This window comes from Burkholderia sp. AU38729, assembly GCF_020419725.1.
Lineage (GTDB): Bacteria > Pseudomonadota > Gammaproteobacteria > Burkholderiales > Burkholderiaceae > Burkholderia.
On the sequence record NZ_JAIZQO010000016.1, the window covers coordinates 96,136 to 119,376 of the forward strand.

Annotated in this window: 20 protein-coding genes and 1 tRNA gene; 4 read left to right on the forward strand and 17 right to left on the reverse strand. The window is 63.0% G+C overall.

Annotated elements, in window-relative coordinates:
- Positions 1–45 precede the first annotated feature (45 nt).
- Positions 46–3,225, reverse strand: a complete 3,180-nt coding sequence (locus tag LGM56_RS32910; protein ID WP_226207849.1) for a type VI secretion system Vgr family protein — start codon at positions 3,223–3,225, stop codon at positions 46–48.
- 322 nt (positions 3,226–3,547) lie between these two features.
- Here LGM56_RS32910 and LGM56_RS32915 point away from each other — a divergent pair, with 322 nt between their 5' ends.
- Positions 3,548–4,348, forward strand: coding sequence for a transporter substrate-binding domain-containing protein (locus LGM56_RS32915; protein WP_089439092.1), 801 nt, complete (start codon positions 3,548–3,550; stop codon positions 4,346–4,348).
- Positions 4,349–4,407: 59 nt separating this feature from the next.
- On the opposite strand, the gene LGM56_RS32920 is transcribed toward LGM56_RS32915, so the two are convergent.
- Both LGM56_RS32920 and LGM56_RS32925 read right to left on the reverse strand, forming a co-directional pair.
- The gene (locus LGM56_RS32920; RefSeq protein WP_011350748.1) at positions 4,408–4,611 is read right to left on the reverse strand and encodes a hypothetical protein; all 204 of its coding nucleotides are present in this window, start codon (positions 4,609–4,611) and stop codon (positions 4,408–4,410) included.
- A gap of 345 nt (positions 4,612–4,956) precedes the next feature.
- Positions 4,957–5,499: a hypothetical protein gene (locus LGM56_RS32925; RefSeq protein WP_226207850.1), complete on the reverse strand. Its 543-nt coding sequence runs from the start codon at positions 5,497–5,499 to the stop codon at positions 4,957–4,959.
- A 460-nt stretch (positions 5,500–5,959) separates the two neighbouring features.
- Between LGM56_RS32925 and LGM56_RS32930 the strand changes: the two genes are divergently transcribed.
- Positions 5,960–6,982, forward strand: coding sequence for a sensor histidine kinase (locus LGM56_RS32930; RefSeq protein WP_226207871.1), 1,023 nt, complete (start codon positions 5,960–5,962; stop codon positions 6,980–6,982).
- 1 nt (position 6,983) lies between these two features.
- Positions 6,984–7,718 carry a LytR/AlgR family response regulator transcription factor gene (locus LGM56_RS32935; protein WP_226207851.1) on the forward strand — a complete coding sequence of 245 codons (735 nt, stop codon included), beginning with the start codon at positions 6,984–6,986 and terminating at the stop codon, positions 7,716–7,718.
- A 69-nt stretch (positions 7,719–7,787) separates the two neighbouring features.
- Here the strand turns inward: LGM56_RS32935 and LGM56_RS32940 are convergent, their stop codons facing one another.
- From LGM56_RS32940 to LGM56_RS32995, 12 genes are all read right to left on the reverse strand, one after another.
- Positions 7,788–8,357 (reverse strand): hypothetical protein, encoded by a 570-nt coding sequence (locus LGM56_RS32940; RefSeq protein ID WP_226207852.1) that lies wholly within the window; start codon positions 8,355–8,357, stop codon positions 7,788–7,790.
- A complete protein-coding gene (locus LGM56_RS32945) occupies positions 8,326–10,224 on the reverse strand; it encodes a TIGR02594 family protein (protein ID WP_089493981.1) in 1,899 nt (632 codons plus the stop codon). Before LGM56_RS32945 ends, LGM56_RS32940 begins: the two co-directional genes overlap by 32 nt.
- Positions 10,225–10,248: 24 nt before the next feature.
- Positions 10,249–10,797, reverse strand: coding sequence for a hypothetical protein (locus LGM56_RS32950; RefSeq protein ID WP_226207853.1), 549 nt, complete (start codon positions 10,795–10,797; stop codon positions 10,249–10,251).
- Positions 10,798–10,800: 3 nt separating this feature from the next.
- Complete coding sequence (locus tag LGM56_RS32955) at positions 10,801–13,701, reverse strand: type VI secretion system Vgr family protein (protein ID WP_226207854.1); 2,901 nt, start codon at positions 13,699–13,701, stop codon at positions 10,801–10,803.
- An 838-nt stretch (positions 13,702–14,539) separates the two neighbouring features.
- Positions 14,540–14,785, reverse strand: a complete 246-nt coding sequence (locus tag LGM56_RS32960; RefSeq protein WP_226207855.1) for a hypothetical protein — start codon at positions 14,783–14,785, stop codon at positions 14,540–14,542.
- Positions 14,786–15,289: 504 nt separating this feature from the next.
- A tRNA-Thr gene (locus LGM56_RS32965) sits at positions 15,290–15,365 on the reverse strand.
- 18 nt (positions 15,366–15,383) lie between these two features.
- Positions 15,384–15,911: a ClpXP protease specificity-enhancing factor gene (locus LGM56_RS32970; RefSeq protein WP_089493979.1), complete on the reverse strand. Its 528-nt coding sequence runs from the start codon at positions 15,909–15,911 to the stop codon at positions 15,384–15,386.
- A 71-nt stretch (positions 15,912–15,982) separates the two neighbouring features.
- Complete coding sequence (locus tag LGM56_RS32975; protein ID WP_006400565.1) at positions 15,983–16,594, reverse strand: glutathione S-transferase N-terminal domain-containing protein; 612 nt, start codon at positions 16,592–16,594, stop codon at positions 15,983–15,985.
- 92 nt (positions 16,595–16,686) lie between these two features.
- Entirely contained in the window at positions 16,687–17,445 is a 759-nt protein-coding gene (locus tag LGM56_RS32980) for a cytochrome c1 (RefSeq protein ID WP_071335456.1), read from the reverse strand.
- A gap of 21 nt (positions 17,446–17,466) precedes the next feature.
- Entirely contained in the window at positions 17,467–18,849 is a 1,383-nt protein-coding gene (locus LGM56_RS32985; protein WP_089493978.1) for a cytochrome b, read from the reverse strand.
- Positions 18,846–19,466: a ubiquinol-cytochrome c reductase iron-sulfur subunit gene (gene petA / locus LGM56_RS32990; protein WP_039366620.1), complete on the reverse strand. Its 621-nt coding sequence runs from the start codon at positions 19,464–19,466 to the stop codon at positions 18,846–18,848. Before petA ends, LGM56_RS32985 begins: the two co-directional genes overlap by 4 nt.
- Positions 19,467–19,684: 218 nt before the next feature.
- Positions 19,685–20,431, reverse strand: coding sequence for a Nif3-like dinuclear metal center hexameric protein (locus tag LGM56_RS32995; RefSeq protein WP_089439076.1), 747 nt, complete (start codon positions 20,429–20,431; stop codon positions 19,685–19,687).
- A 21-nt stretch (positions 20,432–20,452) separates the two neighbouring features.
- On the opposite strand from LGM56_RS32995, the gene LGM56_RS33000 reads away from it, so the two are divergent.
- The gene (locus LGM56_RS33000; protein ID WP_089493977.1) at positions 20,453–21,658 is read left to right on the forward strand and encodes a Do family serine endopeptidase; all 1,206 of its coding nucleotides are present in this window, start codon (positions 20,453–20,455) and stop codon (positions 21,656–21,658) included.
- 212 nt (positions 21,659–21,870) lie between these two features.
- Here LGM56_RS33000 and tatC read toward each other — a convergent pair whose 3' ends face one another.
- Positions 21,871–22,659 (reverse strand): twin-arginine translocase subunit TatC, encoded by a 789-nt coding sequence (gene tatC, locus LGM56_RS33005; protein WP_046544799.1) that lies wholly within the window; start codon positions 22,657–22,659, stop codon positions 21,871–21,873.
- A 41-nt stretch (positions 22,660–22,700) separates the two neighbouring features.
- On the reverse strand, positions 22,701–23,231 hold the full coding sequence (gene tatB, locus LGM56_RS33010; RefSeq protein WP_089493976.1) for a Sec-independent protein translocase protein TatB: 531 nt from the start codon (positions 23,229–23,231) through the stop codon (positions 22,701–22,703).
- Positions 23,232–23,241: the final 10 nt, after the last annotated feature.

Genomic DNA, 23,241 nt, shown 5'->3' on the forward strand with positions numbered 1-23,241 from the left:
TTCAAATCGCGATTTGTTGTTTTAGACGGCTGACGTGCCGCCCTCTCAGGATTTCAGCGGCCCGCCGAACCCGCTCGTCGGCAGCTTCATGCCGGTGGCACCTGCAGCCGATGTCACTGTCGTAGCACCCTTGCCGGCGATCCCGGCAACACTCGGCAGAGCGCCCTGCAGCGCCCCGGAAGCCGCATTCGCCACTGGCGCGGCCAGCGCCGCAAGGCCGCCCTGACGCGCAGCCTGCACCATCACGGCCACCTGCTTCGCGGCGCTGCCCAGGCTCGAAGCCGTCTGCAATGCCGACACCGCGCCTGCACCACCTAGCGCACCCGCCGCAGCCGGCAACGCAGAGCTTGCGAGTCCGCCCAGCGCGGCACCGGCACCGCCTCCACTCGCCAGCCCCATCGCAGCTGTCGCCGCCGCGGGCGCCATCCCCTTCAACTGGCTGGCGAGCTGCCCGGTCGCCGCTGCCTGTGCGGCCTCCGGCGACGGCTCGATCGGCTCCGCCGGCCACTTCGCCTGCTTGAAGTAATTCGCAGGCTGATCCGACTCGCGCGGATCCTTGCCGAACTCGACACGTACCGCACCCGGCGGCAGCCCGCTCACGACCGTATACCCGCCGTCGTCGAGCGCCCCCTTCTTCAGCACGGCACCGTTCACGTCTCTCACCGTGAACAATCCGCCCTTCACCGCCTCGCCGTTCACATACTTGTGGAACAACTCCAACTGCCCCGGCTGATCCGGCCGCGGGCTCGGCAACGGATACCCCATGCTCGCCGGCCCCGCGAACGTATGCGACGCCCCCTTCACATCCACCGCGCCCGGCGTATGAATCTCGATGTTCCCGCCTTGAATGCGGATATACCCGCCGCCGCTCGTCAGCAGGATCCCCTGATCGGCCGCGATCTCGATCCTGTCCGTCGCCGACACCACCTTCACCGCCTTCTGCGCGGTCACCTCGATGTTGTCCGACTGCGCCTGGATCTCGACCTTGCCCTTGCCCGCGAACAGCTTCATCCCCGCGTTCTGCACAAAGAGGCTCAGCTTCTGCCCGATGCTCCCGATCAGCGACTTGCCTGCGGCCACATGCACGCTCTGCCCGCTCGCCACGTTCACGTGATCGTTCGCGACCACATGCACCGACTGCTGCGTCGACATCCCGATCCCCGACGGGCTGCCGAACAGCATCACCGGCTCCTTGAACGCGTTCGCGTTACCCGTGCCGCCGCCTGCCGTGCGCCCGCCCGACGCGCTGCCCGATGCGCTGTCCTGCGTCGCATCCGTGAACGCGCGCATCGTGTCCTGCGCGTCCTTCAGGCTTTCCGCCTGATGCTGCTCGCTCACGCCCGACATCGCCTCGACGAGGCTCTCGCCCGTCACGAGCTGCTGCTGCGCTTCCTTCACGTCGAGCGGCTGGCTGTTCGCCGCCTTCGGGTGCGTCGTCACGTACAGGCCCTGGCTCGCCCGCACCGCGCCATACGCATCCGAGCGCAGGTCGAACCCGCTGCCGAGGTACGACCCGCGCGAATTGCCGTTCTGGTCGATGATGTAGCCCAGATGCAGCAGGCTGTTCGCGCTGCTGCTCATCAGCTGCACGCGGTTCTGCCCGGTCGCGTCGTCCATCACGAGCTGGTTGTAGCCGCTGCCCGAATACTCCTTCGACCGATACCCGGACAGGATCCCGTCGGTATGCCATTGCGGCTGGTTCGCGCCGTTGTACACGCGCCCGACCGCGAGCGGCCGGTCGCAGTCGCCGCCCACATAATCGATCAGCACTTCCTCGCCGATGCGCGGCACGTGCACGCCGCCGTAGCCGCCGCCCGTATCCGATTGCACGACGCGTACCCAGCACGACGCGTTCTCGTTGCCCGGATTCAACCGGTCCCACACGAACTGCACGCGGATCCGGTTCAACTCGTCGGTATAGACTTCCTCGCCCTGCGGCCCGACGACGATCGCCGTCTCGAGATGCATCTCCGGCTTGTGATGCTCGAACGGGCTGCGATACGGCACGCTCACGCGTTGCGCCTCGACTTCGACGAGATAGAAGCCGGCCGATCCGTCGTCGTGCTGCACGCGAAACGCGGGATCGGTACCGTAGTTGTCCTGTGCCTGCGTCAACGCTTCGCGCAGGCTGTACGGAAAGTCCGCGCTGTCGCTTGCGACGGGCAGATTGTTCTCGATCCACCACGCCACCTCGATCGCGGCGAATTCGCGTTGATCGGCGGGATCACGATCGTGCTCGGGATGATCGGCCAGCGTGAAGCGTCGGCCGGCATCGATCGCGCGCACCCCGCCCGCGGCATGGAACCGCTTCGCCCGCGACTCCCACTCCTCCATCTTGACCTTCGTCAGATGGTCGCCGCGCGTCTGGTCGAGATACGTGTAAGCGCCCGTGTACTCGTAGACTTCGAGTTGATCCGGCAACTCGCCCTGGCCGCCCATCGTCGGCAGCGACGTGCCTTTCGGGTTCGACGGCTGCGAAGGATTCTTGTAGTCGAACGTGCGCGTCGTACGCGTCACGCTCTGCAGCGTGCGCGTACCCGACCATTGCGTGAACGCGTCGGGTTCGCTGGCCGCGTCGCCGCGATAAAAGCGCACGGTTTCCGGCGACAGCGGCGCGAACGCCTGCAGGTTGTCGGTAATCACGAGCGTATGCGACTTGCCGTCGTCGGCCTGCTGCCATGCGCAATAGAGCCCCTCGTTCTCCATCAGCCGATGCACGAAATGCCAGTCGGTGTCGTGCTGGCGCGTGTACGACCGGTTCGGCAGCGGCTTCGACAGCGCGAAGCGGAAATGCCCCTGCGCCTGCGGGTGCTGGTTCAGCACGTCGCTGATGATCTGGTCGACGGTCGTGTCGTTCCAGAGCCGCTGATCGCGACGAAACTTCAGGAAGTGGGTGAAATCGGCGAACGCGAGCTGATAGGTCGTGAGCCCACCGTCGGCACCGAGCCGGCGCGCGGTATGCACGTAGCCATTGATCGGCCGGTAACCGAGATCGCCCTGCTGGATCCACAACGTAACCGGCTGTGCGATCAGCTTTTTAAGTTCCACATCGCTGTCGGTCGACAGCACGTCGAGCGTGAACTCGTATGCGCGCCCGATACGCGAGCGACCGACTGCCCGCTGAACGGTCAGGACGTTGGCCCCCAATGGCGTATCGAGCTTCAGCAACCGGTCCTGCTGAAGCAATCCGCCGCGCAATGCGGCGATTGTGTTCTGCATGTTCATGAACGGCCTTTTTTCTTTTGACACGCCCTCGGATGGCGCGAGCATTCGATTTTGCTCGCGCGATTTTACAGACAAAACCTCGCACACCCTCAAATCTGACCTGATTTAAACGAGCAGAATCCGATCGGTCCGCGTGCCACGCGGGTGGACGGCAACCATGCCCGCCGTCCCGCACATCGATGAAATCGCTTTCAATCAGGGCCAATTCGACTTCCGGCGCGGCCCGGTTGCGAGTAGTGTCTACGTGCCCGTCTTGCGGCCCGCCGCGCCCCCACCCGGCGCCGGCGCCAACCCACACCACGCTGACCACTGGAGATCTGCGATGAAACGTTCGAAATTCCTGCTGTCGGGCCTGCTGCTCGCGTCGGCCCTCGGCTTCACGGCCGTTGCCGCGCACGCGGAAGACCTGCTCGATTCAGTGAAGAAAGCCGGCGTGCTGCGCGTCGGCCTCGAAGGCACGTATCCGCCGTTCAACTCGCGCGGCACGTCGGGGCAACTCGAAGGCTTCGACGTCGACGTCGCGAACGCGGTCGCCGGCAAGCTCGGCGTGAAGACGCAGTTCGTCCCGACCGAATGGAGCGGCATCATCGCGGGCCTGCAGGCCGGCAAGTTCGACGTGATCGTCAATCAGGTCACGATCACGCCGCAGCGCAAGGAAGCGCTCGACTTCAGCCAGCCGTACACGTACTCGGCCGCGCAGTTGATCCAGCGCAAGGACGACTCGCGCAACTTCAAGTCGCTCGACGACTTCAAGGGCAAGAAGCTCGGCGTGACGCTCGGCACCAACTATGACCAGATGGCGCGCACCGTGCCGGGCATCGAGGTGCAGACGTATCCGGGCGCGCCGGAGAAACTGCGCGACCTCGCCGCGGGCCGGATCGAGGCGACGCTCGACGACCGCCTGATGCTGCCGTACATGATCAAGACGTCGAACCTGCCGCTGCGCGCGGGCGCGGTGCTGAACGGCGGCAAGCAGGAAATGGCGATCCCGTTCCGCAAGGGCAACCCGAAGTTCGAGAAAGCGATCAACGACGCGCTCGATTCGTTGCACAAGGACGGCACGCTGAAGAAGATCTCGATGCACTGGTTCGGCAGCGACGTGACCGTGCCGGTCGCGCAGTAAGCGGCCCGGCGCTTCAATGCGTCACGCCCTTCGTCTCGACGAAGGCGTGACGCTTCCCCTCAAGCCGCTTCGTCGAAGCGCGCCAGCAGCATCTGGCCGATTGGTGTCAGCGCCGGGCGCGCGGCCACGGCATTCATACGCACCTGCGTATCGTCGACCAGCCGCTTCTCGACCAGCACGGCGAAGGCCGGATTCGATGGATCGACGCTGTCCGGCGCACGCGCGACGCGCAACAGCATCGAGAATTCATGCGGACTCAGCATGGTCCCTGTCTCCTGATCGTCCGCGGTCCGGTTCGAACCGTCGTCGATCGTATTTTCGAATGAAATGGCGCGATGCATGACCACTGCGCCGCCGGGAGCGAGATCCCGGTCGGCCCCCACCTGCGACGCGAGCACGTCGTCGCGAGCGGGTTGCGCACGTTCCCGGTTCGGCGGTGCCGCCGCGACGGGAACGTGCAACGTTATGGGCGCCCCATGACGCGACCGTGACAGGAAAACGGGGCGCGTCACACACCGCTTTCGGTTCGATGCCGCCACGATCGACGAAGACGGGCCGCATCGCCTGTCAGGCCGTCCACTGACCACTCGCGGGCCGTTTCGCCCCCTTCATCGCGGATCGACCGAATACGGGAAACTCCCCTGCTTCGATCCGTTCGCATGGCGCATGCAGCGCACGACTACGTTCACCGCGCGCCCGAGCGTCATCCCGATGAGCACGCCCCACACTGCGAACGACAACATCACGAAGCCGCCCGTCGCCGCCCACGGCGCATGCACGGCGACTGCGTAATGGATGCCCGTTTCGGCGACGAACGTCAGCATCAGCGTGACGAGCAGGCTCGCATCGCCGGGCAGGCGCACGCGCAGGCCCGACGAGGCCGGACGGAACGCGAGCCGCCACCGGCTTGCGTGCAGCCAGCCCAGCGCCGCGCCGCCCAGGACGGCCGCCAGCGCGACTGCGTTCGCGTCGATGCCCGCATGCGGAAAGCGTTCGTTCAGACTGACGATGCCGAGCATCCCGAACACGACCGGCGAGATCAGCGGTCGGGCAGCCGGTACCTCGCGCGGGAAACAGCGCTTGATGCCGATATAGAGCAGCACGCAGAACATCACGTAGACGTAAGGCTTCAGGTGAAGGAGCGCGGACATGGTCGGAGTCGCCTGATCGGAGTGGACACGGCAACACCGTACTGCCGGATCCCGGCAGGCGGCGGGGGCTTGCGACGGGCGGCCGGAATTCGCGGACGAGTGGCGCGTCGCGGCGATGATCGCTCGGCTGATCGGGAAGACCGATATGCCCGCGAATCCGGCGGCCGGTGACTTCCGAACCGAAGGGCCGGCGCTTCACGCTCGACACGACACCGGCCGCGCCCAGTGTCCTTCCGCAGCCCCTTCCACTACACTCGTGACGGAAACCGGCCAACCGTCGGCAGCCGACGCGCTTCGTCGCGGCCGCGCACCGTTCGTCGCAATGCGTGCGCAGCCGGACCGCCCGGCAGTAAGGTCAAGACCATCAGCGCATCGCGCGCCCTCCTCACCCGACACCATGCGAGCCACGTCCGACCCTTCGCCGATTTCGCCGCCGGCCGCCAGCGCGGCGCCGCGATTGTTGCGCGATCCGGCCGCACTGCTCGCGTTCGCGTGCTTCAACTCGGTCGTCGGCCTGGGTTTCTGGGCACTCCATTTCCAGGAACCGCTGTTGCCCGACCTCGTCGTCGCCAACGCGATCGGTTTCTCCGCGCTGCTGCTCAGTCACGCCGCCGACTGGCTCCTGCCGCGCAAGCCGGGGCTCGCGCTCAAGGCTATCGTAATCGCACCGGCCAGCGTGCTCATCGGTTTCGAGATCACGGCAGCGATCATCAGCGGGAACGTGCCGCACGTGTTCGGGCGTGCCCGCATCGGCACGTGGGACAACTACGGGCCGTCGTTTCTCATCTCGGCGATCCTGTTTGTGTGCGTGTCGCTGTTCCTGCAGTCGATGCGCATGCGCGCGACGCTCGAGACCGAGCGCCGCGAAGCCGCAGAAGCACGCCAGGCCGAGACGGCCGCACGCCTGGCGCTGCTGCAGGCGCAGATCGAGCCGCACTTCCTGTTCAATACGCTCGCGAACGTGCAGAGCCTGATCGAGCGCGATCCGGCGCGCGCGTCGACGATGCTCGACAGCCTGAACCGCTACCTGCGTGCGAGCCTGCGACGCACGCGCGATGCGACGTCGACGCTCGGCCAGGAGCTCGAGCTCGTCGACGCGTTGCTGAAGATCGCGTCGATCCGGCTCGGCGAGCGGCTTTCCTATGCGATCGACGTGCCAGCGGATCTGCACGCGCTGCCGTTCTCGCCGCTGCTGCTGCAACCGCTCGTCGAGAATGCGCTGCTGCACGGGATCGAGCCGTCGATCGACGGCGGCGTGATCGTGATTCGCGGCAGGATGCGTGGCGACAGCCTGGAACTGAACGTGATCGATACGGGCGTCGGCCTCGGCAAAGGCAACTCGCGCCTGCACGGCGGCGTCGGGCTCGCCAACGTCGCCGCGCGCATCCGGACGCTGCACGGCGAGCGCGGTCGCGTCTCCGTCGAAACGAATGCCGCCGCCGCGCATGGCGTCACCGCTACCCTGCTGATTCCGATCGACTGACATGCCGACCGCCCTCATCGCCGACGACGAACCGAACCTGTCCGCGTCCCTCGCGCAGCGGCTGAATCAGCTCTGGCCCGAACTGGACATCGTCGCGATGCCGCGCAACGGCATCGAAACGCTGGCCGCGCTGAACGCGTCGCCGCGACCGGACATCGCGTTTCTGGATATTCGGATGCCCGGCATCGACGGGCTGAAGCTCGCGGCGCTGGCGCCCGACGTGCATGTCGTGTTCGTCACGGCCTACGACGAATACGCGGTCGACGCGTTCGATCGTGCGGCGGTCGACTACTTGCTGAAGCCGGTGACGGACGAGCGGCTGCTGCGCTGTGTCGCGAAGTTGCAGCGCGGCGGGCCGGCGCTCGCGCATGCCGATGCGCTCGCACAGGCGGCGCAAGCGCGGGACGCTGCGCCGATCCGCTGGCTGACGGTAGGCGTGAAGGATGCGACGCGGCTCGTCTCGGTCGACGACGTGCTGTACTTCCAGGCGTCGGAGAAATACACGGAAGTCGTCACGGCAGGCGAACGGCTCGTGATTCGCACGCCGCTGAAGGAACTGATGCAGCGACTCGATCCGGCGCGGTTCGCGCAGGTGCATCGCGGCGTGATCGTTGCGTACGCAGCGATCGATCGTGTCGAGCGAGACCTGTTGGGACGGTTGCGGATCCGCGTGCACGGGCAGCGGGAGATGCTGCCGGTCAGTCGTGCGTATGCGGGGTTGTTCAGGCAGATGTGATGCTATCTGCCTCCATGCGCTGTCCCCGGTGGGACGACACTGCCGCCATGCCGTTCGCCGGCGCACGGATCAATTACAGGCGTCGAGCCCGAGCACACCTGTTCGCAGCATCACACGTCCCTTGTCCTTGATGAACGACAGACTGTATGCGCGAATGCGCTGCCCGGCGACGCACTGGGCACGGCTTGTATCGATCGAGTAATTGAATTCGGAAACGCACTGCCCGACGGGGAACGTCGACGACGTACGCACGGCATCGGGGCTGTGGTCGCGTCCGGGATAGTACAGATAGGCCGCGTCATGCGCGTTCTTGAACGATCCGAACACGTCCAGATGCTGCGCAAGGAATGTGGCAACGGCGCGCGCCCGTGCCGGACCGCTCGTCGTGGCCGCAAGCGACCGCGATAGCTCCGTGATGTTCGTGCCGAGCGAAAACTTCGGCGCTGCATACGCGGCGAAACCGTCCGGCGACGGGAATGTCGCCCAGAAGTCGCGATCCATCTGCTGGACCTCGGCTTGCGTCAGGCAGTCTTGCGCCGACGGTTGGGAAAATGCGACAGCGCTGCCACCGGCCAGCACTGAAACCAGGACGGTGACGCACCACGTCTTAACGATCTGCATTTTTCTTTTTCTTGGCAAAGGTAATGTGAAACTCGTTATTGAGGTCTTGCGTTGTGCTCTTTTCGAGCTCGATGCCCTTGGCCAAACGGTCCTGCGCAAACTTCAGATAACTGGCGGGCACGAAGAACCCCTTCAGTTCGGAGGCCTTCTGCATACCGAAGTTGATCGCATCGCTCTGATTTCCGCCAAGCAGGATCGGTGCACCCGTGCTCGTCTGCGCATAGACGAAAGCTGCATGCCCGCCCTTCCGGTGCTTGTATATCGCAACGGCACCGAACACGGGTTTGTCGATTTTCACAAAATTCTTGCTGTGACGGAATGATTGAGAATCTGCCGGTGCAGAGGTCATCGGATACCCGGCCTGATGCAGACACCAGTTTGCAAATGACGCACACCAGGGGTTGCCGTCGCCGACCAGCGTCTTGAGATTGACGCCAACTTCCTCATGATAGTTGATCGTCTGCGTAATCACGTCCTCTTTCTGCCCGTGCCACAACTTGGCCTGTTCGATTGCATACGTCATCCACGGCGCCTCGCCCGAATCCGTGTTCAGCGTTGCAATCGGATGCCCCTGGCCTTGCTTGCTGCGATCGAGCGTGGTGTCGGGCTTGCCCGACTTGTTTGCCGTCGCGGGCGCCGCCGACGCGCCTTCCGCATCCGAACCCGTGACAGGTGCCGCGGCACGTCCCGGCTCGGTGTGTGTCGCGCCGACTCCCGTACTCGCCGCAGCAGGCGTGCCCGCCTTCGGACGATCCGTCGTGGTCGCAGGTGCCGCGACGCCCGGGGCCGGCTTCGCGATCTGGCTCAGGTCGACCTTCTGGCCGGCTGCGTCATCGGCCGTTTTGCCCGTGTCGCGTTTGCCACCGTCCGCGTGCGCCGGTGCGGAGTCGGACTTCGAATGTCCATGCGAGCGCGGCGCATGTTCGTCCGCCGGCTTCGTCATGTTGATGTACAGGTAATCGCCGGCAAAGATTCGCGTCGAATGAAGGTGATTGTCCTTCTGCAACTGCTCGACGCTTACTTTGAATTTCGCGGCGATCTTGCCAAGCGTGTCGTGCGAAACGATCTTGTAGCGGAAACCTGCCGGCTTGTCGTGGCGAACGGGGTCCTTCGCAAAGTGCGCACCGGTCGGCGCCGAGACCGTCAGCAGGTCGTGGAAAAACACGTAGGCCGACGATTTCGCCTGCGTCACGATCGTGCCGATCTCCTTCAGCTCCTCCGATCGCTCGATGAACAGCTTGAACTGCTCACCCGCCGCTTCGAACGGTAACAGCGGGAGTTGCCCCGTCCGATCGGTCTTCGTCGACAGGCTCTTGCCCTTGCTCTGCACGACGACCTTCTGGTCGGGAATCGGCTTTGCACCATCCGAAAGCGTCACCGTTGCCGTGCGAATCCACTGCTCATGTCGTGATTTGAGATAAGCGTTGAACCCTTCGTACTTCTCCATCGTCTTCATCATCGAATCGAGTTCGGCGTCGTTCATCGAATCGATCTTGCGCGTGCTGTCAAACCCTGTCCCGTGGCAGATGAACGCGATGTACTTCTCCGTATTGTTCTCCAATGGTGGCGCATAGACATACATCGCATCGTGGATCGACATCGGATTGTATTTCCGGCGCAGCATCGCCTTCTTTTCCGCCAAACCGGTCTCGTAGTCGGGAAAGATCAAAAACTCGCCGCTCTTGGTGTCGCCGACACCGATGTGCGTCTTGATGATGCCGCCGTTCGGGTGCTTCTTGTAGTCGCGTGGCGGACGGATGTTGCCGGGGTTGTTGAATCGCCATGCAATCGCCCCGCCGCTGCGCAGCAGGATATCCCCGTTGTCAGCAACGTACTGGACGGTCAGCGTCGCCTTGTCGTGTGTCGCGGAAATGAACTTCGTCATGTCGGAATGCTCAAGATACCGAAATCAGTGCAGCGCCTTCGCCGTCTCCGACAGCGCGCGCTCGACCGTATAGTCCTGCTTCTCGGAATACTGCGCCTCCGCAACCGGAGCGAAGTAATAAGTCCACTCCACTTCGCCTCCGGCAAATAGACGGTAGGTTCTGGTGCTCACGGCACCGGGCTGGTTATAGCCGTGCGTAGCGTCCTTGTGCGCAGTCACCAGATAGACGTTCTTGCCTTTCACCGAGACCATCGCGTCGGTAATGATGTCGTCGCCGCCATTGAAGGTGCTGAACGACAGCTTGTAGTCGTTGAGCTTCTTCTTGTCGTTGACGATCGGGATCTGGTACAGCGTGTGGTCGCTGCTCTCCATGTAGAACGTGTAGTTCAGGTAGCGCAACCGGGCATTGTCGGCCAGCACGCCGGCAGTCAGCATCAGCACGCCATCCTTGACGTTCCAGCGAACGGCACCGCTCTCGTATTGTTCGGCATGCACGCTGCGCAGCGGCAGCGCGGCGACGACAAACGCAGCGGCCACCGTCGTCACGCTGCGCAGGAAACTGAACGATTTCATGGATTACTCTTCACCTTCGAGAATTCGGTTCATGACGGTCGCTGAAATCACGCCCGCGATATGGTCGGCGTCGACGAACTGCCCAGCCCGCTCCTCGATGCCGAGATGGAACGGGTCGTCGTCGGGAGACAACGCCCCGGATGCCGACTCGTCGTGTTCGTCGTGCAACAGCGGTTCGATCGTCACCGGATGCGGCTGCCAGGTGTCCGAACCGATCTGCAGCGTCAGCAGGTCGGGCTGGTCGAGAATCGCACGCGGCAGCCTGCCGTCCTCGGCGACCTGCCCTGCGTGAAGCACCTTGCCGGCGCTGTCAACGATCTGGAATGCCTTGCCGACCCAGCCGAAGTTTTCCGCCAGCAGGTCGGCGCCGATCGCGGCAAAGCGCAGGCTGTGCTTGCCAATCAATTCACCGGTCGGCAACGGCGGCAGCGGATACGACATGCTGGCCGGCCCGTTGAACAGGTGTTGCGCGCCCTTCACGTCGACCTTGCCTGGTGCGTGAATCTCGATGTTGCCGCCCTGGATGCGGATATAAGCGCCGCCCGATGTCAGAACCAGCCCCTTGTCCGCGGCAACCTCGACCGTCGCAGTCGACGAAAGCACCTTGACGTCGCGCTGCGCCGTCAGCTCGATGTTGTCGGAGTGCGCCTGGATTTCCACCTTGCCCTTGCCCGAGAACAGCTTCATTCCCGCGTTCTGCACGAACAGGCTCAGTTTGTCGGCCACGCTCGCAATCAGCGATTTGCCCGCAGCGATGTGCGTATTCTGGCCGCTGACGAGATTGACGTGCTGATCGGCCGACACATGCGTGTTTTGCTGCGTCGACAGTGCGATGCCTGCCGGACTGCCGAACAGCATGACCGCTTCGTTGAATGCATTGGCACTCCCTGTCCCGCCTCCCGCCGTACGCCCGCCTGCCGCGCCGCCGGCGGTGTTTTCCTGCGTCGCATCGACGAACTTCTTCAACGCGTCGTAGCCCGACTTGAGCGTCTCGGCCCGATGCTGCTCGCTGACACCCGACAGCGCCTCCACCACGCTTTCCGCGTTGACGAGCTGCTGTTGCGTTTCGCGAACATCGAGTGGCTGGCTGTTCGCCTGCTTCGGGTGCGTCGTCACATACAGCCCCTGCCCCGCGCGCACGGCCCCGTGCGAATCGGTCTTCAGGTCAAAGCCGGTACCCAGGTATGCGCCGCGCGCGTTGCCGCTGTGATCGATCAGATATCCGAGATGCAGCAGCGAATTTGCGCTGCTGCTGTAAAGGCGCATGCGGTTCTGCCCGGTGGCGTCATCGAGAACCATCTCGTTGTAACCGGCACCCGAATACTCTTTCGACCGATAGCCGGACATGATGCCGTTGCTGTGCCATTGCGGCTTCACAGCGCCGTTATAGACGCGATGAAGAATAATTGGCCGATCGCAATCGCCGCCGATATAGCCAACCAGCACTTCCTCGCCGACGCGAGGAACATGCACGCTTCCGTAACCGCCGCCCGTGTCCGATTGGGCAACGCGAACCCAGCACGATGCACGTTCGTCGCCCTGGTTCTGTCGATCCCACACGAACATGACCTTGACCCGGTTCAGTTCGTCCGTGTGCACCTCTTCGCCCTTCGGACCGACGACAATCGCCGTCTCGAGCTCCATCTGCGGCTTCTTGTGATCGAGCGGGCTGCGGTACGGTACGGTGGTCCGCTGCGCTTCGATCTCGACGAGATGGAAACCCGCTGAACCGTCGGCGTGCGCCACCGCGAACGCCCCGGCGTCCGCATACGCAACCTTCACCTGTGCCAGCCGGTCGCGCAATCCGTGCGGAAATCCGGCTTCGTGGGCAGACACCGGAAGATTGTTCTCGATGTATCGCCAGACCTTTATGGCCGCGAATTCGCGCTCGCTTTCCGGGTCGTGATCGTGCTCCGGATGATTGTCCAGTACGAAGCGCTGGCCGGCATCGACGCCGCGCAACCCGCCGACGCCGAAGAAGCGTTTCGCGCGCGATTCCCATTCCTCGAGGCGGATTTTCGACAACTGCTCGCCGCGACGCTGATCCTGATACGTATAGGCGCCCGTATATTCGTAGACTTCCGCCTGCTCGGGAATGCTTCCCTGATCGCTGCGAGTGGGCAACGTCGTCCCGTTGGGGTTGAAGGGCGTCGACGGCGACTTGTAATCGAACGTCCGCGTCGTATGTACAGCGCTTTGAAGCGTTCGCGACCCGGACCACTGCGTCAATGCATCGGTTTCGCTGCGCGTTCCAGAACGGTAGAACTTCGCGTGCCGCGAAGATGCGTCATCGAGCGAATGTATGCCATCGGTGATGACGAGCGTGTGCGACTTGCCGTCCTTGCCCTGCTGCCAGAAGCCGAACAGGCCTTCATCCTCCATCAGCCGGTGGACGAAATTCCAGTCGGTCTCGCTTTGACGGCAGTACGACCGCGACCGGAGCGGTCGCGACAACGCAAACTGGAAATGGCCCCGCGCCTGCGGATGCTGGTTGAACACATCGGCAATGATTTGGTCAACCGGCTGGTCCTGCCAGTACCGCATATCGCTGCGGAATTTCAGGAAATGCATCCACGGCCCGTACGTCAGCTGATAGGTCGTGAGACTTCCGTCGGCGCCAAGGCGTCTAGCCGTGTGGATATAGCCGTTGATAGGCAGATATGATTTATCCGCCTGCTGGATCCACAGCGTCATCGACTGTGCGATCAGTGTCTTGAGTTCGATGTTGCCGGATGCCGACACCACGTCTAGCGTCACGCTGAAATCACGCCCCAACTCGGAACAGGTCACAGCGCGACGCGGCACGATTGCATTCGACGGCAACGACGGAATATCCGTCTTGATCAGTCGGTCCTGCTGAATCAGGCCGCCGCGAATAGCCTGGACCAGTTCGATCATGTTCATGATTTACCCGTATCGCTTTTGTTATGCGAGCCGACACTTCTCCTCTCTCATGGAGTTGACCCCGCTCTCGAATCGCTGGCGATTCTACCGGTTTTCGTCCGAAGGTTTGTGTCAAAAAAGGCAATTGAAATAGATGCCCGCTACAAACTTACAAATACACATAAAAACGAAAGAATTAAGAAGGCGTATTGAAATATATGGTGACTTTTACCTGACTGACTCATGCTCGCCTCCGCTGATTCATGGGCAAATCCAATGTATCCGCAACAATCGGACGGGCGCATTTGCGGCCCCACCGTCGTTTCGTTACCGATGCGGCCATTCGACGGAAAGTCGCTCCACGCGACGCGTACCGCGAGCCGTACCTGCCCGTCTGACAGGCTCGCGAGAAGTGCAGTGCTGCGATGCGGATACGTGTTGAGAGCCTGGAACGTCGAATGGTGAACGGTGAACGACATTCGCCCCTGAAGAGCTACCGCCTGCGGCCCAGACCTGCAAGCCCTAGCTGCGAAAATTTGTCGATCGTGCCGGCAAATGTCGAGGGGACGGACTACGTGTCGCATCTTGGGCGAACGACAATCCATCCAGTCGGAAGAGCGTTGCAACGAGCTACCCGACGCCACCGATCGCCTCGCGCACGCGCACGCGCGTACATGCTCACAGCGTTTACCGCGACAAGCCGTCACCTATCGTCCGGCATCGGGACGCCCATTCACACTCGGCCGATGCCAGGTTTCATCGTTGAGTTCACCGCTACTGAAGGAACAATTCGAACGCGCAACCCCAGGCCCGCCCCCAATACAGCCCGTCAGTAATTCATGATATTCATACAATCCAATCAAACCACCAACCGATACGAATTTCCGGGAAATATCAGATGCGCATTTTTAAAAATCCAATAAATTAAACAATATCCTAAAAAATTCCCACCAAAAATCCTGACAACAATTTCAGCCATCTCTGCACCTCGAACCGCTCCAGGGCTGAGTTCCTTATTTCGCCATTTAGCTTCGATTCCAGATATTTCGCAGGCGTCATCGTTATGATGGTCGATACAACAAACACCGGGTTTACTACCAAGCACGGCGCTATCAACAGTCGGTTCATCCAGTCTCCTGCGCCCAATTCGCCATAAGGCATATGTGCTGATAAAGCACTCAAGCCGCACATGATACCCATGGTGACAATTCGCCGCAGGACATGAGAGATCAACTCGGATTTAACTGGCCCGATCGTTATAAGAGTCTCACTAGGACCAAGCAACGAATTTAAAAATTCCCCCCAAAGAAATCAGCACGAATATCCGATGCGCGCTGCCAAACAGGTCCCAGGCAAAGAAAACCTGAATACGACAAAGGGCGACGCAAACGTCGCGTCGCCCTTTGTTGTGAAATGTGTTGCGAGGATGTAGTCGACTCTCACGAAGCCGGCAACATTCGCCCACGAACGTGCCGCTACATTCGATGCCGAAACGATGAACCGGGCTACATGTCGCCGCACGGAACCAGCGACAACGCGCGAGCCGGGAAAGTGAACGCAGAAACGACAAAGGGCCGGGAGGCAAAACCTCCCGGCCCTTCGTTCAATTTGGTGCCGGCTGCAGGACTCGAACCCGCCACCTGATGATTACAAATCAACTGCTCTACCAGATGAGCTAAGCCGGCGTAGCGCGAGATTCTACCTCATTTCACGATCTTGAGGCGAGGTCTGCTGCCACCTTTTGAACCGTCGCCATCGCCGTCGGTTTTCGGCGGTTCGTCGGCGCCTTCGGAGGGTTCCTCGTTCGCGCCGCTGTCGGCCACCGGCGTCAATACGGCAGGCGATTCGTCGCGCTGCGCCTCATCCGCCTCCACGGCTTCATCATCGAACGCACCCGAATCCGCGCCTTCACCCGCGACCGCATCGACCTGGAACGCCATGCCCTGCCCGTTCTCGCGCGCATAGATCGCGAGCACGTTGGCAACCGGAATCTCGATCTTGTGCGCCTTCCCGGAGAACCGGGCCGTGAACTCGATCCACTCGTTGCCCATCTGCAACTGGCTCGTCGCCTCGAAGCTGATGTTGAGCACGATCTCGCCGTCACGCACGAACTGACGCGGCACGCGCGTCGAGTTGTCGACCCTCACCGCGATATGCGGCGTGTAACCGTTATCGGTGCACCACTCGTACAACGCGCGCAGCAGATAAGGCTTCGTTGAAATCTCTTGCATCACAATCCTCGAACCCGGAGCGGGGGCGCGGCACGCCGCGCCGCCCTCTCCGTCATGCACTCATTGCACCATCAACGACGCATGACCTTTTCGGACGGCGTCAGTGCTTCGATGTAGGCCGGACGGCTGAAGATCCGTTCGGCGTACTTCATCAGCGGCGCCGCGTTCTTCGACAGCTCGATGCCGTAATGATCCAGACGCCACAGCAGCGGCGCGATCGCGACGTCGAGCATCGAGAATTCCTCGCCGAGCATGTACTTGTTCTTCACGAAGATCGGCGCGAGCTGCGTCAGGCGATCGCGGATCGCGAGGCGTGCCTTCTCGTGATTCTTCTCCGCTGCCTTGCCCTTCTCGTTCTCGAGCGTGCTGACGTGGACGAACAGCTCCTTCTCGAAGTTGAGCAGGAACAGGCGTGCACGTGCGCGCTGCACGGGGTCGGCCGGCATCAGTTGCGGATGCGGGAAGCGCTCGTCGATGTACTCGTTGATGATGTTCGATTCGTACAGGATCAGGTCGCGCTCGACCAGGATCGGCACCTGACCGTACGGGTTCATCACCGAAATGTCTTCCGGCTTGTTGAACAGGTCGACGTCACGGATTTCGAAGTCCATGCCCTTCTCGAACAGCACCAGCCGGCAACGCTGGGAGAACGGGCAAGTTGTGCCGGAATACAGAACCATCATGTTTGCGTTTCCTCAAAAAAGCCGAGGGCCGGCACGCGGCGAACCCCTTCCGGGGTTCCACCTTGCGCCGGCCCCACGCCGGTCAGGCGTGATTACTTGATATCTTTCCAGTACGCGGCATTGAGCCGCCAGGCCAGGAAAGTCAGGACACCGAGAAAGATCAGCACCCATACGCCGAGGCGTTTGCGGGTCTGCTGAGCCGGCTCGGACATCCAGGTCATGTACGCCACCAGGTCGGCAACCGCAGAATCATAATCCACCGCGGACAGTGTCCCCGGTGTGACCTGCTGGAAGCCGACGAGCGTATGGACCTTCTCGCCCGTCTCCTCGTCCGTCTTGTCTTCGAATTTGGCGGTGCGCTGCCCCTGCAGCTGCCACAGTACATGAGGCATGCCGACGTTCTCGAACACCGCGTTGTTCCAGCCGCTCGGCCGTGTATCGTCGCGGTAGAAGCTCCGCAGATACGTATACAGCCAGTCGCGGCCGCGCGCACGCTCCTCGACCGACAGGTCGGGCGGCGAGGTGCCGAGCCAGTTCTTCGCGTCTTCGGGCCGCATCGCGACGGACATCGTGTTGCCGACCTTGTCGGTCGTGAACAGGAGATTCTTTTCGATCTCCTTCTGGGATATGCCCAGATCCGTCAGACGGTTGTAGCGCATCAGGTTCGCGCTGTGGCAGTTCAGGCAATAGTTTACAAACAATTGCGCGCCGTGCTGAAGCGAAACGAGATTTTCCGTGTTATCGGGCGCCCGGTCGAGCGGAAAATTACCTTCCGCCCGAACCGCCGGCGCCGCCAGCAGCGCACACGCGGTCGCCCCGATCAGCGCGAGTGTCGAAAGCAGTTTCTTCATGTCGTTCTCTCCTCGCTCACGTTAATGGGGCTTGAAGCGCACCCGCTCCGGCGGCTGCTTGAACGTGCCAAGCGGCGTCCAGACGGGCATGCCGAGGAAGAACGCGAAGTAGATCAGCGCACAGGCCTGCGCGATCAGCGTCGAGGCCGGCGATGGCGGCCGCGTGCCGAGGAACCCGAGGGTCAGGAACGCCACGACGAAGATCCCGAGGAACACCTTGTGGAATAGCGGCCGGTAGCGGATCGACTTCACCGGGCTGCGGTCGAGCCACGGCAGGAAGAACAGCGAGACCACCGCGGAACCCATCACGACGACGCCCCAGAACTTCGACTCCGTCAGGTACATGAACACGACGATCGCCGCGGCCAGCACCGGCAGGCCGACCTTCCACTTGCCGCGCGCGCGGATCAGCGCGAGCACGCCGAGCAGCGCGATCACGATCATCAGCACGATCTTGAACGGGTCGGTGGTCGCGCGCAGCATCGCGTAGAACGCGGTGAAGTACCAGACCGGCGCGATCTCGGGCGGCGTCTGCAGCGGGTTCGCCGGGACGAAGTTGTTCGCCTCGAGGAAGTAGCCGCCCATCTCCGGCGAGAAGAACACGATCAGCGCGAACACCATCAGGAACCCGCACACGCCGAGGAAATCGTGCACCGAGTAGTACGGATGGAACGGGATACCGTCGAGCGGCACGCCGTTCTCGTCCTTCTTCGCCTTGATCTCGATGCCGTCCGGGTTGTTCGAACCCACTTCGTGCAGCGCGACGAGGTGCGCGATCACGAGGCCGACCAGCACGAGCGGAATCGCGATCACATGGAACGCGAAGAAGCGGTTCAGCGTGACGTCCGACACGACGTAGTCGCCGCGAATCCACAGCGACAGGTCGGGGCCGACGAACGGGATCGCCGAGAACAGGTTCACGATCACCTGCGCGCCCCAGAACGACATCTGGCCCCACGGCAGCAGGTAGCCGAAGAACGCCTCGGCCATCAGGCACAGGAAGATCGCGCAGCCGAAGATCCACACGAGTTCGCGCGGCTTGCGGTACGACCCGTAGAGCAGCCCGCGGAACATGTGCAGGTAGACGACCACGAAGAACATCGACGCGCCCGTGGAGTGCATATAGCGGATCAGCCAGCCCCACGGCACCTCGCGCATGATGTACTCGACCGACGCGAACGCGAGCGTCGAGTCGGGCTTGTAGTTCATCGTCAGGAAGATGCCGGTGACGATCTGGTTGACCAGCACCAGCAGCGCGAGGGAGCCGAAGAAGTACCAGAAGTTGAAGTTCTTCGGCGCGTAGTACTCGGAAACGTGCTTCTTCCAGGTGGACGTGAGCGGGAAGCGCTGATCGATCCAGCCGGTGAGACCTGTCGTGGAGACTTCCTTGTTGTCGGCCATCACGCTTCTCCTTTCTCGTCCTTGCCGATCACGAGGGTCGTTGCCGACGTGAACATGTAGGGCGGGATGTCGAGATTCTGAGGCGCCGGTTTGTTCTTGAACACACGGCCGGCGAGGTCGTAGGTCGAACCATGGCACGGGCAGAGGAAACCGCCCGGCCAGTCGTCCGGCAGGTTCGGCTGCGGACCCGGCGTGAAGCGTTGGCTTGGCGTGCAGCCGAGGTGCGTACACACGGCCATCACGACGAGAATGTTCTTGCGATCGGCCCGCGCGCGATATTCGTTCGCGCAATACGCGGGCAACGGCATCGTATAGGGCTTTTCGGTGGTCGGATCGGCCACTTCCTTGTCGGCCTTGACCACGTCGGCCAGCATCGCGTCGGTGCGGTTCAGGATCCACACCGGCTTGCCGCGCCACGGCACGGTCACCATTTCACCGGGCTTCAGCCCGCTGATGTCGACTTCGACCGGTGCACCGGCCGCTTTCGCTTTCGCGGACGGCGCAAGCGACGCCGCGAAAGGTATGACGGTGGCTACGCCTCCCACGCCACCTGCTACGGATGTCGCAATCAGCCAGGTACGGCGGCCGCTGTCGACGCGTTTCTCTTCCTTGTCTCGCATCACACGCCCCACTTCTGAGTTGGATTTTCCGTCACGACTTTTCATTCCGCCGCTAGTTTGCGCGAATGGAGTCGCCATTTACAAGGCCCGGAGATGAAAATCCCTTCGAAGTGATTGATAGTTAAGGGTTTTCCCCCACTATCGGAGCGATTAAATCATTTCACTTTTAAGCATCTGCTACATTGCGAAATTTCGATGCGCTGCCGCAAATCCGGCATTCAGACCGGGTTATGGATATCGATAAAAAGGTGTTCGATATCGAATTCTTCGGACAAGTGGGCGCCAAGTGCCTGGATTCCGTAGCGCTCGGTCGCATGGTGCCCTGCCGCAACGAACGCGACACCGCTCTCGGCAGCCGTGTGCGTCACGTATTCGGACACCTCGCCCGTCAGGAACACGTCCGCGCCGGCGTCGATCGCCGCGTCGAAATAGCTCTGCGCGGCGCCCGTGCACCACGCGATGCGGCGCAGCTGCATGTCCGGATCGCCGAGCACGAGCGGCGTGCGGCCGAGCGTGCGCTCGACCTTCGCGACGAAGTGCTCGAGCGTGACGGGCATCGGCAGCGTCGCCATCCAGCCGAGATCGCCTTCGCCGAACCGCTGCTCGCCGATCAGGCCGAGCCGGTCGCCGAGCTGCGCGTTGTTGCCGAATTCGGGATGCGCGTCGAGCGGCAGGTGGAACGCGAACAGGTTCAGGTCGTTCGCGAGCAGCAGCTTCAGGCGCTGATACCTGCGGCCCGTGATCTGCGGCGGCTCGTTGCGCCAGAAATAGCCGTGATGGACCAGCACGGCATCCGCCCCCCATTCGAGCGCGGCTTCGAGAAACGCGACCGACGCCGTCACGCCGGTAGCGATCTTGTCGATCTTGCGGCGCCCCTCGACCTGGAGGCCATTCGGGCAATAGTCCTTGAAGCGCGCGGTTTCAAGGGTATTGTTCAAGTACAATTCAAGTTCGATCCGATCCATATAAACCTCTAATCCATTCAGATGCTTAGACGCTTCTGGCTGTTCTTCGCGCAGGCGGTTACCGTGCTGCTCGCGCTGATGTTCATCGTCGTGACGCTCAAGCCGCAATGGCTGCAACGGCAAGGACAGCTCGGCAAGCAGCTCGCCACGCCGATCGTCGCGCTGCGGGAAGTCGCGCCGGGCATCGGCGGCGCACCGGCGACCACGTCGTACGCCGAAGCCGCGCAAAAGGCGATGCCGGCCGTCGTCAACGTGTTCTCCAGCAAGGACGGCTCGCTGCCGCCCGACCCGCGCGCGAAAGATCCGCTGTTCCGCTACTTCTTCGGCGACCGCAACGCCCGCAAGCAGCAGGACGAACCGGCCGCCAACCTTGGCTCGGGCGTTATCGTGAGCCCTGAAGGTTACATTCTAACGAACCAGCACGTCGTGGATGGCGCCGACCAGATCGAAGTCGCGCTCGCCGACGGGCGCACGGGCACCGCGAAGGTGATCGGCAGCGATCCCGAAACCGATCTCGCCGTGCTGAAGATCAACATGACGAACCTGCCGACGATCACGCTCGGCCGCTCCGACCAGTCGCGGGTCGGCGACGTCGTGCTCGCGATCGGCAACCCGTTCGGCGTCGGCCAGACGGTCACGATGGGGATCATCAGCGCGCTGGGCCGCAACCACCTCGGCATCAACACGTTCGAAAACTTCATCCAGACCGATGCGCCGATCAACCCCGGCAACTCGGGCGGCGCGCTGGTCGACGTGAACGGCAACCTGCTCGGCATCAACACCGCGATCTACTCGCGTTCGGGCGGCTCGCTCGGCATCGGCTTCGCGATCCCCGTATCGACCGCGCGCACGGTGCTGGAAAGCATCATCACGACGGGCTCGGTCACGCGCGGCTGGATCGGCGTCGAGCCGCAAGACGTCACGCCGGAGATCGCCGAGTCGTTCGGGCTGACGCAGAAATCGGGCGCGATCGTCGCCGGCGTGCTGCAGGGCGGCCCGGCCGACAAGGCCGGCATCAAGCCGGGCGACATCCTGATCTCGGTCAATGGCGACGAGATCACCGACACCACGAAGCTGCTGAACACCGTCGCGCAAATCAAGCCCGGCACGGCGACCAAGGTGCACGTCGTGCGCAAGGGCAAGGCGTTCGACCTGAACGTGGTGATCGGCAAGCGCCCGCCGCCGCCGAAGCAGGCGCTCGACGAGCAGGACAGCGATACCGAGTGACGTCGGGCGAGCGGCGCACCGCCGCATGCCCGGACACCGTCGGGAAATGACAAAGGGCAGCCGGTTGGCTGCCCTTTTGCTTTGTATCGAAAGACCCGTGTTGCCGGGCAGATGGCCCCGCCCTCCGCTTTCCGACCGACTACGCTACCGGGTTTCGCTCAAGCCCGGCGCCCGGAAGTCCGGCCACCGACCCGCCGCCCGGCGCGTTGCCGTCAACTGGCGGCTTCGCCGTTCTCCGCCTCGCCTTCCTCGGCGGGCTTCTTCGGCACGAAGAACCGCGCCGCCAGCAGCCCGATCTCGAACAGCACGACCAGCGGCAAGGCGAGCATCAGTTGCGAGAACACGTCCGGCGGTGTGACGACCGCCGCGACGACGAACGCGCCGACGATCACGTACGGACGCATCTCCTTCAGCTTCTTCAGCGACAGCACGCCCATCCGGACGAGCAGCACGACGACGATCGGCACCTCGAACGTGACCCCGAACGCGATGAACATCCCGAGCACGAAGCTCAGGTAGTTGTCGATGTCGGTGGTCATTTCCGCGCCGAGCGGCGCGTTGTAGTGCGCCATCACGCGGAAGATCGTCGGAAACACGAGGAAGTACGCAAATGCCATCCCGCACAGGAACAGCAGGTAGCTGCTGCCGACGAGCGGCGCGACGAGCTTCTTCTCGTGCTGGTACAGCCCGGGCGCGACGAACGCCCAGATCTGGTACAGCACGATCGGCAGCGCGATCACGAGCGCGACGAGCATCGTGACCTTCATCGGCACGAAGAACGAGCCGGTGACGTCGGTGACGATCATCTTGCCGTCCTTCGGCAGGTTCTCCATCAGCGGCCGCGCGAGCAGCCGGAAGATGTCGGGCGCCCAGTAGACGAGCCCGAGGAACACGACGATCACGGCCGCGCCCGCGCGAATGATGCGATCGCGAAGCTCGACGAGATGGGAAATGAAGGTTTCTTCCGGGGCGTCGCCCGGGTTCTGCTGGGGGTCGCTCACACCGGCCCTCGGTAGGATTGACGAGCGAGCATGCGCTCGGCTCAGAAGAAGCGCGTCGGCCGGCGCAGGCTGGCCGGCTGGTGGCGCGCGACACGCGCGGCGCCCGACTGCACGTGGGTACGGCGGGTGGTCGCGCGCTTGTACCAGGCAGGCGCAGCCGCCTGCTTGACGCGCCAGTTGCGGCGCTTCGGCGCGAGCGCGGCCGAACTACCGCGCCACGACGGCATGGCGGGCGTATCGGACCCCGTCGAACCGGCGTCGCCCGCCGCTTCGTTGAGACCGCCGACCGCGGAATGCCACGTGTCGTTCAGGTCCTTCTCGTGCTCACGCAGGTTGTCGTGAATCGTCGTCTCGACATTGCGCGCGGCCGACTCGAAATCGGTCTTCATCGTGCGCAACGCGTCGAGTTCGATTTCGCGCGAGACCTCGGCCTTCACGTCGTTGATGTACCGCTGCGCACGGCCGAACAGCGCGCCTGCCGTGCGCGCAACGCGCGGCAAGCGCTCGGGGCCGAGCACCACGAGCGCGACGACGCCGATCAGCGCCATCTTCGAAAGACCGAGATCCAGCATCGCGAATGCC